The organism is Nocardiopsis alkaliphila YIM 80379, assembly GCF_000341005.1.
Taxonomy (GTDB): domain Bacteria; phylum Actinomycetota; class Actinomycetes; order Streptosporangiales; family Streptosporangiaceae; genus Nocardiopsis; species Nocardiopsis alkaliphila.
The window spans coordinates 1-12,113 of sequence record NZ_ANBD01000169.1 but is presented as its reverse complement, the minus strand read 5'-3'; the positions used below and the strand labels follow the sequence as shown (position 1 = coordinate 12,113).

The following is a 12,113-nucleotide window of genomic DNA, read 5'->3' as shown; positions in this document are numbered from 1 at the left end:
AAGTTAGCCGATGGCCGACCACGGGTGCCCCTCGTGGGTACCGCCGTCCCGTGGGCCAAGGGCGCACACGCCACCGGCCCGGCGCACGAGATCGGCTTCGTCGGCCTGCTCGGCGTCGGCGGAGCCTTCGGTGCCGGCGAGCTTCAGGGCCATCGCTTCGTGGTCGGGTGAGACGGCGGCGTACAGGGTGCTCAGGTCATCAGCGCCGAGCCGCCCGATCAGTCGGTACTGGCCCACCTGGAACGGGTCGCCGTCCGTCAGGGGGGTGACGTTCGGCGGCAGAGAGGGAGAGGAGAGATCCATTTGGGGGCAGCTTTCCACACATCAGGGACGGTTGTGGTGGGCCGTGCGGGGATAGCACATTCGATCCCGTGGTTCTGCGAATGTACCCAATCGTAGGAAGGCTCCGAGTCGAGCCCCTGGGCTTTGAAAGCCTCCTCGAACCGACGGGAAAGCGCTCTCTGGAGGGGGTCGCTCACCGAGCGATACCACGCCTGACCCCTTGGAAGCCGCTGCTCACCGTGGTTCCCGGTACCACTGGCTCACCACGAAGGGGAGCGATGAGATCGGCATCACAGCATCCAAAGGCCCTGTTTCGCGTCCGGAGTCCGTTATCAGGTTGTTGGGCTAGGTCCTGTTTTTCTGGATCATTCCGGGCTCGCGGCCACCACGCCGCCTCTGGCGGCGCCGATGTCGCTCGGACGGCCGAACCGGGCCGACCTTCGCTCATCGTCTGGCCAAAGATCGCGTGGACGGCCGCTCGCACCGGTCGGCGCGAGCGCCGAGCCGACCGAAGGCATCCAAAAACATTCCCCAGCAGCGGGTGGAAGTCGTTTCTTCTCGACGTCGGCGAACCCCACCGGCCACACCGCCCCCTCTTGGACCACAGGCTCCTGCCACCTCACTCCCCCACCACAAGGGGCACGGCCCAGGGGTGACTCCCAACGCCAGGGCCGGACCGCGCCGTTCGGCGAGCGGCTCAGTCCGGAAAGTCGCTCAAGTGAGCGCGCAGCGATCGCAACCGCTCCTTGTCACGTGCGTCGTCCTCGTCGTCATCGGCGCCGCCCCGCATCTCCTGGGTCCTGTCCAGGTCCTGGGCCTCCCGTTCCCCGGACGGGCCCCGCGCCCTCGACGGCTCCACCGGTTCGGACACCCGTGATGACCGCCCCCGCAGGTCCTCGATCTCCCGTCGCTGGTCACGCCCCAGGGCCACGCCGATCACCACCAGGGCCGCCCCCGCCAAGGTGGAGACCACGGCGAGCAGGGCCAGGTCCCCCCAATAGAGGGCCCCGACCAGTGCTCCCATCACCATCAGGACGGCGCCCAGCCCTTGCAGACCCTGGGGCAACAGGCGCAGGGGCCCTGTCTCCAAACGCCGAAGCCGTCCCCGTTCCCGCTCCCGCACGAGCTCCTCGGTCCGCTGCTCGCTCTCCACGTCTTCGTCCCTTCGGACCTGGGGAAGGCTCCTGCGCTGGGAGTCGTCCCGCTCCAGCCGGGCCCACCGTTCGGCGACGGTGCGCAGATCCTCCCGCTGCGCCCACAGAGCCACCGCGACGGGCCAGGGATCGTCGGCGCCCTCCACCGCCGCGCACACTCGGTCGCGCACCCGCCCCTCGGTGATCCCTTGCGCGGCCCAGGCCATGAGCGCGCCTCGGTCCGCGCGGCGCTTGTCGTGGGTGGCCAGCATGTGGACCAGATCCCCCTTGTCCACCGGGGAAATCTCCCTCGGGGTGAACGCGAAGGACTCGGCGACCCCCTTCAGCCACACCTGTCTCCTGCGCAGCCGCTCGAACATGTCGGCTGCCTGGTCGGCCCCCCTGCCGTAGAGAACACAAGGGGCGTTGCGCGCACAAGGGTGGTCGCTGCCGATGCAGTGGTGTTCGCTGAGCGCCTTGAGCAGGCCGTACCGTTCCACCAAGTCCATGAGGCGTTCGTCCTCACGCCGCCGATAGGGCCAGGCACGGCCGGCGGTGGTGCTGAAGAGGGCCCCCCAGGACATGTCGTAATCGCGAAAGAAGGCGGGAAGTCCCGGAGCGAGTACGGCGACCAGGTGGGCGGCCTGCACATCGGCCCCACCGTGGTCCTCCGGGAGCGCCTCCACGATCCGACGCGCCCGAACCTGGGACTCGGGCAGCCGGCGCAGCAGCGCGTGGCGTTCGAGGGGGGTATCCAGCATCTCCCGAGCCGCGTTCCAGTGGTGCTGCATACCGTTGGCGAGTTCGGCGATGTCGGCGTAGTACGCGCCGGCCATCTGGAACGGTTCGTTCCGGCTCCCGCCGTTACTGCGTTCGAAGGCCTGCAGACCTTCCTCCATGAGGAGGGTGAGACTGTCGCGCGCACCGCCGAGCCACTCGTGTTCGGTCGGGGGCTCCTTGCTCAGCAGAGCGGACAACAGCTGCTGTGAGGTAGGGCGGCGCACGGGGTCCTTGCGCAGACATCGGATCACGATTCGGGCCAGGTACTCGGGCACTCCGCCGAGGTCGGGGTCATCGTGCCTGACCCTGTTCAGCACCTGGTCCCTGGAGGGGGCGTCGAAGACGTGTCGACCGGTGGCGGCGAACACCATCACCGCTCCCCACGCGTGCACGTCGATCGCGGTGGTGACCTCGGCGCCCTCGATCTGCTCCGGTGCCATGTACCTGGGGGTACCGATGAAGGCGCTGGCCCAGGCCCCGCCGCTCTCCACGGTCCGGGCGATCCCGAAGTCGATCACCCGGACCCCTTCCCTGGTGATGATGATGTTGGTCGGGGTGAAGTCCCGGTGGACGATGTTCGCGTTGTGCACGGCCGCCAAGGCCGTGGCGGTGGCCAGTGCGAGACGGTAGAGAGGGTCCCCCGCCAAGGGGCCGCCCTCGTTCACCGAATCCGACAGGGTCCTGCCGTCCACGTACTCGCTGATCACCCATGGCGGATCGGCCTCGGTGTCCGCGTCGATCACCTCGGCGATGAAGTACGGCTTCACCCTCTTGCTGTGTTCGACCTCGGCCCGGAACCGCCGCCGGATCTCCGCGTTGGCGCCGGCGGAGGCGTGCAGGACCTTGATGGCGGCCTGTTCCCCGTCCTGTCGGCGCCCCAGGTAGACCGTGCCGAATCCGCCTTGTCCCAGCTCCCGGATGAGTTCGTACCCACCGATGTGCTCGCCGACCTCGTACTCGTGGAACTCGGTCCGCCGAGTCTCCTCGCCGGTCCACTCATCGGGTTCTCGTGCGCCGGACTCGTGCCCGTCGGTTCGGGGATCGAGTTCACGACCGCCGACTTCGTCACCTTCATCACCGATTCGCACGAATGACCCTTTCCAGGCTGAGTCGGGGGATGCGCGGCACCGTACCCCACCTATGACGTATTCGGGCGCCCGCTGGTGCTACACGATTCCCGATCGTGCCGTTTTCTCACCCGGCCCTCCCGCCCGGAACCGGCCATCCTGGCCCCTTCACCCCACCGGCCCGCCCCCATCGGGCTTCCCTCACCCGCGGAACACGAATGAACAGCGCATTCTTTCTCGTTCGATGGAGCATCGGAAATTCCTTACTCCGGGCCGGGAACGATCGTGAGAGATCGACCCTCACAAGTCTTCCCACCCCACCCAAGGCGACCCCTTTGGGGTCAAACGCACCAACCAAAGAGGCCAAAGGTCCCCATCCTGAACTTTCCGGAGGCATCGTTTCACCCTCCCCGATCACGGGGTCGACCGAAACCACGAACCGACTTCGATGTTCCACTCCGAATCGCTGCGAACGACCCGTGTTCTCAGGCATACTCGGAGTCGTCGGTCGGTCGACGGTCACGGACCTCGTTTTCGAGGCCCATGGCTGCACCATGTGCCGACACGATGCACTCGACGCTCCACACCGGCACCCGTTCGGGGCGTGCTCCGAGGCCGACGATGCTCATGACTCGGCCGCATGGGAGTAGGTAAAAATAGTCCGGCGAGGCGCTAGAGTACACATGGAATCCGCTTTTCCACGTTCGTTGCACGAGGCCGGGCGGGTTCTTCAGGGATAGGCATACCGAAAAGCTCTTCATTCCTGGGAAGACCTTCCCGTCATTCCTATTCCCATAGGTGGTGGTGAGGTTTATCGGGGGAATCCACGTTCGTCGCGCACGTGGATACCTCATCCACCATCGCACGGGCCTCTGGACCGGTTGCCCCTCCGATCAACAGGGGGGAAGGGGACCAGCGGGTTCAGAGGCCCTGCTTCACGGGGGTGGAGGCCCGGCGGTCTCTCCACGGGGGAGGAGATCGCCGGGCCTTCGACATGTGGGCGGGATCTTCGAGCACACGTCCTTGCGCCCCCGCGTGGGCGAGCGTTCACGCGAACCGGCTCCGAGTCCTGGAAGCACGACCGACCCAGGCGAGAACCTCGTTCCAGAACGGGAACTCGACCGCTGTCCTCTTCGTTGGCGTCATCGTGAGCAAGGACAAGGCGACCACGATCGCGAAGACATCGGGCACCGGCCAGGGCCGCCTTCCCGTTTTTGCCCACCGACCACGAAACGGCTCCAAGACCCACCCGCCCAGAGCCCTAGTGGTCCCGACAGCTCAGCACCGTCTCCAACAATCCAGGGAAACGCGCCTCCACCTCTTGGGTACGCAGGGACACGAAACATCGTGTGCCCTCGGTCCGGTTCTGCACCAGACCGGCGTTGCGCAAAATCTTCAGGTGGTGGCTCAACGTCGACTGGGCGATGGGCAGGTCGATGTCCTTCCACGCCCGCTCACCGACGGGTTCGGCGAGCATGCACACGATCCGCAGCCGCGTGGGCTCGGCCAACGCGGACAGGAGCGTGACCAGTTCCACGTCCTCCAGCCTCGGATGCTCCGGTCCCTTGGACGCGTTCCGGGCGGCCATGCCCCCACCTCCACTTCCGCCGGCACTCCACCGAATCGGGCGTTCACTCTCGCACACGAGCGCGACCCGATCACCCTTCGACCGTCCCGGCCGAATTTGGTACGCGTTCAGCCGCGAGTGTACCGTCAATGTTCGATGATCGTCGATCATCGAACATTCGAGGTCAGTGGGGGTAACTGAAGATGCCGGAAGCAGCAAGGAGCAGTGAGGCCACCTCAACCGGGTCCGGATCACCCGTGCCCGGCGGAAAACTCGCCCTGTCCGTTCTGGACCACGCGAGCATCGTCGAGGGCTCCGACCCCGGTCAGGCCCTACGCGACGCCCGCGAACTCGCCCAGAACCTGGAGCGCTGGGGCTACACCCGCTTCTGGCTCTCCGAACACCACAACATGCGCGCCATCGCCAGCGCCGCCACCTCCGTGGCGCTCGGTTTCATCGCCGAGGGCACCTCCACCATTCGTGTGGGTTCGGGCGGCGTCATGCTCCCCAACCACTCTCCCCTGGTGATCGCCGAACAGTTCGGCACCCTGGAGTCGCTCTACCCGGGCCGCGTCGACCTGGGCTTGGGACGCGCGCCCGGCACCGACCCGCGCACCATGCGGGCCCTGCGCCGCGACCAGAGCGCTTCGGCCACGTTCCCGCAGGACGTCCAAGAGCTCCAGGGATTCCTGGAACCCGCCTCCCCCGGTCAACCCGTGCGAGCCGTGCCCGGTGAGGGGACACGGATCCCGCTGTGGATCCTGGGGTCCAGCCTGTTCGGCGCCCAGCTGGCGGCGCACCTGGGGCTGCCGTACGCCTTCGCCTCCCACTTCGCACCGCAGGCGCTCTACGACGCGTTGGCCGCCTACCGGGAGAACTTCTCCCCTTCCGAGCAGTCGTCGAAGCCGTACGTCATGGCGGGTATCAACGTGTTCATCGCACCCACCGACGAAGAGGCTCAGCGTCTGTTCACCTCCATGCAACAGGCATTCCTGGGCACCCTGCGCAACGCCCGTGGCCTGCTGCCGCCGCCGGTGGATCCCAAGTCGTTGGACACCCTGTGGCGGCCCGGTGAGAAGCAACAGCTGGACATGATGCTGCGCTACTCCTTCGTGGGCTCGCCGCAGACCGTCAAGCCCAAGATCGATCGCTTCGTCGCCGACACCGGCGTGGACGAGTTGATGATCTCGTCGATGATCTTCGACAAGAAGGCCCGCATGTACTCCTACGAGGCGCTGGCCGACCTGTACGACCTGGAGTCGCCCAAGGGTGAGTGACGGGTAGGGACCCTGGTCGGGGGAACCGGGTCAAGGGTGGCGGTGCCGGGTCAGGCAGGACCGGGCGTCGTCTCCCCCGACCACCGGGGGTGGGGCGGGGCTGCGAGGGCCCCGCCCCACGCTTTCGTCNTTTTCGCCCCGCCACTTCGCCCACCATCCGCCCCTTCCTCGGAGGGCGTCCACCATTCGGTGGACGGCGAGCATCGATCGGATCCGTGGTGGATCGAAGCCGCACGGGCGATGACCTTCGGGCCCAGGCCGACCAGGCTGGTGGGCATGGCGATCATCGAAGTCGACGAGCTCGGCAAGAAGTACGGCGACCAGGTGGTTCTGGGCCAGGTCTCCTTCCAGGTGGAGGAGGGGGAGGTCTTCGGACTGCTGGGCCCCAACGGTGCGGGCAAGACCACCCTCGTCGAGTGTGTGGAGGGCCTGCGGCGCCCCGATTCCGGATCGACCCGGGTTCTGGGGTTCGATCCGCTCCGCCAGGGGAGGGAGCTTCGGGAGCACATCGGCGTCCAACTCCAACACACACAGCTGCCCGAGAACATCAAGGTGTGGGAGGCGCTCGACCTCTACGCCTCCTTCTACGAGCGGCCGCGGGACTGGCGTGAACTGCTGGAGCGATGGGGCCTGGCAGACAAGCGCCACGCGCGGTTCGCGAAGCTCTCCGGCGGGCAGAAGCAGCGCCTGTTCATCACCCTGGCCCTGGTGGGAGACCCGAAGGTCGCGTTCCTCGACGAGCTCACCACCGGCCTCGACCCCCAGGCTCGCCAGGCCACCTGGGAGTTGGTCAAGCGGGTTCGGGACGAAGGTGTGACCGTGGTCCTGGTCAGTCACTTCATGGACGAGGTCGAAGAACTGTGCGACCGGGTCGCGGTGCTGGACCAGGGTCGCGTCGTCGCCCTGGACAGCCCTCAGGGTCTGATCGAGGGGGTCGACTCCGAGTACCGGGTGAGCTTCCGGCTCATGAGGGGACACTCCCCCGACCCGGTCTACCTCCTGGGCGAACTCCCCGGGGTGACCTCGGTGTCCCGCACCGGTGACCTGGTCGTGGTGGCCGGGCGGGGCGACTTCGCCACCACCGTCACCACCGCTCTGGCCCGCGAGGGAGCCCTCGTCCACGACCTGCGCATCGACAAGCGCACCCTGGACGACGCCTTCATCGCGTTGACCGGACGTTCCATCGAAGTCTGAAGCCTCAGGCCCGCTCCGCGACAAGGACTCCTCATGAAGATCCTCGCCAAGCTCACCGGCGTCGAGACCAAACTGCTGCTACGCGAGCCCGGAGCCGTGTTCTCCTTGCTCATTCCACTTTTCATCCTCCTGGTCTTCGGTGGTGCGATCACCGAGGGGGACACCGTCCTGTTGCCGATGGCGGTGACCATGGCCATCGGTATGGTCGGCCTGTACCTGCTGCCCACGACCCTGGCCACCTACCGGGAAAGAGGCGTTCTACGCAGGCTCTCGGTGACCCCGATCCGGCCCGGCAACCTGCTCACCGTACAGATCCTGCTCCAGTCGGCCCTCACCGTGTTCGCGGTCGCCCTGTTGCTCGGTGTCGGGATCGGTTTCCTCGGGGCCCGCACGCCCTCGGCCTTGGCGTTGTCGATGGTCTTCCTACTCGGAACGGGCGCGCTGTTCTCCGTGGGTCTGCTCATCGCCGCGCTCGCTCCCAATGGCCGGTCCGCCAATGGTTTCGGGGTGCTGATCTTCTTTCCCTTGGCCTACCTGGGCGGTCTCATGCAGCCCACCGAGCTGATGCCCGATAGCCTGGCGCTCATCGGTGGGTACACCCCTCTGGGGGCCCTGCGGCAGAGTCTTCACCAGGTCTGGAGCGGCGCGGCCCTGGCGATACCGCCACTGCTCACCATGGTCGTGTACACCGTGGTCCTCAGCCTTGTCGCGGCCCGGTACTTTCGCTGGGAGTGAGCATGGAGACGGTGTCCGAAGACGACCTCGACCGGCGAGAGGCACGGCTGCGCCGCCTCACGGCCTCCGTGCCCTACGCCCTGCTGGCGACCTCCACCACGCTGACCCTGATCACCGGGGATCTTCCCTGGCCGGAACCGCTGGAGCTGTTCGGCCTGGTGGCTCTGGCCACAGCGCTCATGTGGGGGGTGGCCAGATCGAACCCCGACCGGGCCTCCCGGCCATGGTCGACCGGGGCCCTGGTCCTCGCCCTGATCGTGCTGATCGCCATGCTGAGTGCGCGCGGAGTCTGGTTCGCCATCTTCTTCGGCTTCGTGGGCTACCTGTACTCGTGGCAATTCCTGCGGGGCCGGTGGAGGTTCGTGGGGGTGACCGCCACCGCCGCCATCACCGTCACCGTCTACATGGGCGAGTCTTTCCAGACCCCCTCATCGGTTCTGCTGTATCTGTTCTTCGTCGCCTGCGTGGTCACCCTGGTCGCGGTCTTCAGCCAGATCGGGGAGGTCACCGCGCAGCGTAGCGACGAGCGCAGACGGATGGTGGAGCGGTTGCGTGAGACCATCCGGGAGAACGAGGGGCTGCACGCCCAACTGCTGGTTCAGGCGCGTGAAGCCGGAATACACGATGAGCGCGAGCGGATGGCACAGGAGATCCACGACACGCTGGCCCAAGGGTTCGTCGGCATCATCACCCAGCTTCAGGCCGCCGAAAGAGCGATGGGGGCGGATGAGAGCGAATCGCGGGTGCGTGTGGAGGGGGCCATCCGTTTGGCTCGCGAGAACCTGGCCGAGGCGCGAAGGTCGGTGCACGCACTGGGGCCGGCGCCCCTGGAGAGCACCCCGCTGGCCGAGGCACTGGCCGAACTCACCAAGGGGTGGTCTCGGCTCCACGGGGTGCGAGCCGAGTTCACCACGACCGGGCGGGTGAGTCCCTTGCACCACGAAGTCGAGGCCACCCTGTTGCGCACCGTTCAGGAGTCGTTGAGCAACGTGGCCAGACACGCCGAGGCCTCCCGTGTGGGAGTGACCCTGTCGTACATGGAGGACCTGGTGGTGCTGGACGTGCGCGACGATGGTGTGGGATTCGCATCGAAGGAAGCAAAGCCCGAGAGCGGGTTCGGCCTGACCTCCATGCACCAACGGGTGAGCCGCTTGGCGGGTGCCTTGGAGATCGAATCCGAACCCGGCGCGGGGACCGCGGTCTGCGTTTCCCTACCGGCTATCGCCAGGGAGGGTTCCGATGGGTGAAGCCCCCATCCGCCTCCTGATCGTCGATGACCATCCCGTCGTCCGCGACGGCATTCGTGGCGTGTTCACCGGGGACCCGGGTTTCGAGGTGGTCGGGGAGGCCGGTGACGGTGCTCGGGCCATCGAACTGGCTCGGGCCTTGGAACCGGACGTGGTCCTCATGGACCTGCGAATGCCAGGAACCGGTGGGGTGGAGGCCATCGGTGAACTGGTACGGCTCGGGGTCGCTTCCCGGGTGCTGGTGCTGACCACCTACGCCACGGACAGTGACGTGGGACCCGCCATCGAGGCCGGGGCCACCGGATATCTACTCAAGGACGCCCTTCCCCAAGAACTGATGCGTGCCGTTCGCCTGGCCGCGCGCGGCGAGACGGTGTTGTCCCCGGTGGTGGCGAGTCGGCTGGTGGGCCGGATACGCACGCCGACCGTGTCCTTGAGCGAACGCGAGTTGGAGATCCTGCGGCTCATCGCGGGTGGCTGCACAAACAAGGAGGCCGCCGCCCGGCTGTTCATCAGCGAGGCCACGGTCAAGACGCACGTCTTACACATCTACGGCAAGCTCGGTGTCAACGACCGGGCGGCCGCCGTTGCCGCGGGCTTTCGGCGTGGGCTACTGGACCCGGGCGAGGGGTGAGCCCGGTGGTTCCGTGGAAGTCGCTCGGCCCGGGTGGGCTCCGGAGTCGAAGCGCTCAGCGTTCGGGTGTGGGCTCCTTGACGTAGGAACCCCGGTGGGGGAGGGTCACGATCAATCCTCGATCGCGCAACCCTCGAAGTGCTTTTCGAGCCGTGGCCATCGCCACCCGGTACTCCTCGGTGAGCCGCATGACGGAGGGGATGCGTTCCCCTGGCGCGTACACGCCTACCCGGATGTCCTCTTCCAGTCGATCGGTGATCTGAACCCAGCGCGGGTGGCCCGCTTTCCACTCCATGCCGGCACGTTACAGCGCTTCAGCGGGCGAAACAGGGGCCCAACGGAATCTGTGGACAACCGAGGTGGAGGGGTGGGCAGCACGAAGCCGGAGGAGTGTGCGACTCCCCCGATATCGACGCTACGTGGATGAAGGCGGCGGACGCCGGCTCGGCTTTTGAACCTGTGGACAGCCGTTCAGGGCTCCAGAGGGAGGACGAAGACACCCATGCCTCGGACCGTCTGAACGCGCCCCTCGTCCTTGAGCACTTGGACCGCCTTGCGCAAGGTGTCCCGAGCAGCGCCGAACTCGTCTTCGAGCTTGACCAGAGAGGGCAACGCGCGCCCTGGCGGGATCTCTCCACTATCGATCCGCGCACGCAGGGCGTTGGCGATCTGGACGTAAGGCGGAACCGCGGACTCACGATCAATGGCGGGCATACGAAAAACCTAGCCAGGGGCCCCAGTGGCCTCATAGCCGCCCATGGGGGTAGTCGGGGGTAGTACGCCAAGCTCACCCCCGCCCAGGAACAGGCCCTGGCCCAAGCACTCCTGGAGTGAGCGCAGACCCCGGCCTCCTTCGCAGGAGAGTCGGGGCCTGCGTTACGAGGTCTACTCGTCCGATGTTCCCGGCCGTGCGGTGACGTAGGTTCCCTTACCGCGCATGGTGACCACCAGCCCTTTGTCCGTGAGCAGGGTGATGGCAGCGCGAACGGTAGGACGCGAGACGCCGAACTCCTCACACAGGGCGGCTTCCGACGGGATACGCCGTCGCGGCTCGTAGACACCTTCCGCGATCCGGGCGGCTAGAACGTCCGCGACCTGCTCACGAAGAGGCTCCGGCCCATCGAGATCAATGGTCATATGACGAAACTACGTCGCCTACCTCATTAGTTGACGTAACCCGACGCCGCATGAAGTCATATGACAACATGTTACAGGTTGGGGTACTGTGATTCCCACCTCACCCATGAGGGACCCCGGCGACGTACCGCAAATACGTCCCGGGGCCATGGCTACCGCTTAGGAGAGCGGCAACATGATGACCCTACTAGCCTTGTTGCTCAGGCTGGCGCGTCCCACACGTGGGGCGCACACGACCCCCTTCGGCTACCTGTACGAGCTGGGCTTTGAAGCACGACGCCGCCGCTCCCGCAGGGTGCGCCGCTACGTCGAAACCCTCGCTCCCCTCAACGCTCGGGCCGCCGAGCCCTCACCCGAGCCCACTTCGCCCACTCCCCCGATCCCCGCGCCCCGGCTGCCCCTCGAGGACCACCACCGGGTCGAGTCGGTGCGCGGCCCCTACCGGGCCTGGGAAGCCCGTCAGGCGCTCCTTGCGGGGGTGGCCGGATGAGCCGGCACACCGACGCCCTGGTCGAACGACTCACCCGGCTCCTCAACGACCCCGGCCGGCCCGAGGAAGCCGTCACACGACTCATCTCGGCGGACGCGGTCTTCGACCGCCTCGACCGCGCGCTTCGCTCCGGGGGTGACCTTCCCACCCCTTGGGACACTCGGCTCGGCGATGGCATGGAGACCATGGAGGTGACCGAGCACTACGACGCGCTCTCCGAAGCCCTCCGTGAGACCGGCGAACCCCTCACCTGCCGGCGCGCACTCTCCCGCGCCCGCTACCGCTGGGCCTCACTGCGCATCGCGATCACCTCCGGCGCCCCACTCCCCCAACCCTGGGAACGCCGCTGACTCCAGCACACCCACACGGCCCGGCCGGGAGTCCGCCCCCGGCCGGGCACCTCCAGTACCCAGAGATCTCCCACGAGCCAATCGGAAGTTCGATACACAGAGCCTTTGGCAGGGTTGCTTCAAAGGCGAGCATGTGCGTCACAGCGAACATGGAATCAAGCACCTATTGAGCTGGAATCTGTTGTTTCCTGTGGTGTTACAGGTACATGAGCGATGACGA

At 66.8% G+C, this 12,113-nt stretch carries 13 protein-coding genes; 7 read left to right on the top strand and 6 right to left on the bottom strand.

The window, feature by feature from the left end; genetic code table 11:
- Positions 1–3 precede the first annotated feature (3 nt).
- From D472_RS0122875 to D472_RS0122855, 3 genes are all read right to left on the bottom strand, one after another.
- Positions 4–303: a hypothetical protein gene (locus D472_RS0122875; protein WP_017606772.1), complete on the bottom strand. Its 300-nt coding sequence runs from the start codon at positions 301–303 to the stop codon at positions 4–6.
- Between the two features lie 676 nt (positions 304–979).
- Positions 980–3,283, bottom strand: a complete 2,304-nt coding sequence (locus D472_RS27225; RefSeq protein ID WP_051046055.1) for a serine/threonine-protein kinase — start codon at positions 3,281–3,283, stop codon at positions 980–982.
- Between the two features lie 1,240 nt (positions 3,284–4,523).
- Positions 4,524–4,850: an ArsR/SmtB family transcription factor gene (locus D472_RS0122855; RefSeq protein ID WP_017606769.1), complete on the bottom strand. Its 327-nt coding sequence runs from the start codon at positions 4,848–4,850 to the stop codon at positions 4,524–4,526.
- 182 nt (positions 4,851–5,032) lie between these two features.
- Between D472_RS0122855 and D472_RS0122850 the strand changes: the two genes are divergently transcribed.
- The 5 genes from D472_RS0122850 to D472_RS0122830 all read left to right on the top strand — a co-directional run bounded on the left by D472_RS0122850 (position 5,033) and on the right by D472_RS0122830 (position 9,916).
- Positions 5,033–6,106 carry an LLM class flavin-dependent oxidoreductase gene (locus D472_RS0122850; RefSeq protein ID WP_033304488.1) on the top strand — a complete coding sequence of 358 codons (1,074 nt, stop codon included), beginning with the start codon at positions 5,033–5,035 and terminating at the stop codon, positions 6,104–6,106.
- A 276-nt stretch (positions 6,107–6,382) separates the two neighbouring features.
- Positions 6,383–7,300 (top strand): ABC transporter ATP-binding protein, encoded by a 918-nt coding sequence (locus D472_RS0122845; protein WP_026117986.1) that lies wholly within the window; start codon positions 6,383–6,385, stop codon positions 7,298–7,300.
- 33 nt (positions 7,301–7,333) lie between these two features.
- On the top strand, positions 7,334–8,035 hold the full coding sequence (locus D472_RS0122840; protein WP_017606766.1) for an ABC transporter permease: 702 nt from the start codon (positions 7,334–7,336) through the stop codon (positions 8,033–8,035).
- Between the two features lie 2 nt (positions 8,036–8,037).
- Entirely contained in the window at positions 8,038–9,282 is a 1,245-nt protein-coding gene (locus D472_RS0122835; RefSeq protein WP_017606765.1) for an ATP-binding protein, read from the top strand.
- Complete coding sequence (locus tag D472_RS0122830) at positions 9,275–9,916, top strand: response regulator (RefSeq protein WP_017606764.1); 642 nt, start codon at positions 9,275–9,277, stop codon at positions 9,914–9,916. Before D472_RS0122835 ends, D472_RS0122830 begins: the two co-directional genes overlap by 8 nt.
- A 55-nt stretch (positions 9,917–9,971) precedes the next feature.
- Here D472_RS0122830 and D472_RS0122825 read toward each other — a convergent pair whose 3' ends face one another.
- From D472_RS0122825 to D472_RS0122815, 3 genes are all read right to left on the bottom strand, one after another.
- Positions 9,972–10,211 (bottom strand): winged helix-turn-helix domain-containing protein, encoded by a 240-nt coding sequence (locus tag D472_RS0122825; protein WP_017606763.1) that lies wholly within the window; start codon positions 10,209–10,211, stop codon positions 9,972–9,974.
- A gap of 176 nt (positions 10,212–10,387) precedes the next feature.
- Positions 10,388–10,630, bottom strand: a complete 243-nt coding sequence (locus D472_RS0122820; protein WP_017606762.1) for a GntR family transcriptional regulator — start codon at positions 10,628–10,630, stop codon at positions 10,388–10,390.
- Between the two features lie 171 nt (positions 10,631–10,801).
- Positions 10,802–11,053 carry a GntR family transcriptional regulator gene (locus tag D472_RS0122815; RefSeq protein WP_017606761.1) on the bottom strand — a complete coding sequence of 84 codons (252 nt, stop codon included), beginning with the start codon at positions 11,051–11,053 and terminating at the stop codon, positions 10,802–10,804.
- 175 nt (positions 11,054–11,228) lie between these two features.
- Here D472_RS0122815 and D472_RS0122810 point away from each other — a divergent pair, with 175 nt between their 5' ends.
- Both D472_RS0122810 and D472_RS0122805 read left to right on the top strand, forming a co-directional pair.
- Positions 11,229–11,543, top strand: a complete 315-nt coding sequence (locus D472_RS0122810) for a hypothetical protein (protein WP_017606760.1) — start codon at positions 11,229–11,231, stop codon at positions 11,541–11,543.
- Positions 11,540–11,893 carry a hypothetical protein gene (locus tag D472_RS0122805; RefSeq protein WP_017606759.1) on the top strand — a complete coding sequence of 118 codons (354 nt, stop codon included), beginning with the start codon at positions 11,540–11,542 and terminating at the stop codon, positions 11,891–11,893. The genes D472_RS0122810 and D472_RS0122805 overlap by 4 nt, the downstream gene beginning before the upstream one ends.
- The last annotated feature ends 220 nt before the right edge of the window (positions 11,894–12,113 follow it).

Excerpts from the sequence above, each read along its gene's own strand:
- D472_RS0122875 (WP_017606772.1), bottom strand. The coding sequence starts at position 303 with ATGGATCTCTCCTCTCCCTCTCTGCCGCCGAACGTCACCCCCCTGACG.
- D472_RS0122855 (WP_017606769.1), bottom strand. The coding sequence starts at position 4,850 with ATGGCCGCCCGGAACGCGTCCAAGGGACCGGAGCATCCGAGGCTGGAG.
- D472_RS0122850 (WP_033304488.1), top strand. The coding sequence starts at position 5,033 with ATGCCGGAAGCAGCAAGGAGCAGTGAGGCCACCTCAACCGGGTCCGGA.
- D472_RS0122845 (WP_026117986.1), top strand. The coding sequence starts at position 6,383 with ATGGCGATCATCGAAGTCGACGAGCTCGGCAAGAAGTACGGCGACCAG.
- D472_RS0122840 (WP_017606766.1), top strand. The coding sequence starts at position 7,334 with ATGAAGATCCTCGCCAAGCTCACCGGCGTCGAGACCAAACTGCTGCTA.
- D472_RS0122835 (WP_017606765.1), top strand. The coding sequence starts at position 8,038 with ATGGAGACGGTGTCCGAAGACGACCTCGACCGGCGAGAGGCACGGCTG.
- D472_RS0122830 (WP_017606764.1), top strand. The coding sequence starts at position 9,275 with ATGGGTGAAGCCCCCATCCGCCTCCTGATCGTCGATGACCATCCCGTC.
- D472_RS0122825 (WP_017606763.1), bottom strand. The coding sequence starts at position 10,211 with ATGGAGTGGAAAGCGGGCCACCCGCGCTGGGTTCAGATCACCGATCGA.
- D472_RS0122820 (WP_017606762.1), bottom strand. The coding sequence starts at position 10,630 with ATGCCCGCCATTGATCGTGAGTCCGCGGTTCCGCCTTACGTCCAGATC.
- D472_RS0122815 (WP_017606761.1), bottom strand. The coding sequence starts at position 11,053 with ATGACCATTGATCTCGATGGGCCGGAGCCTCTTCGTGAGCAGGTCGCG.
- D472_RS0122810 (WP_017606760.1), top strand. The coding sequence starts at position 11,229 with ATGATGACCCTACTAGCCTTGTTGCTCAGGCTGGCGCGTCCCACACGT.
- D472_RS0122805 (WP_017606759.1), top strand. The coding sequence starts at position 11,540 with ATGAGCCGGCACACCGACGCCCTGGTCGAACGACTCACCCGGCTCCTC.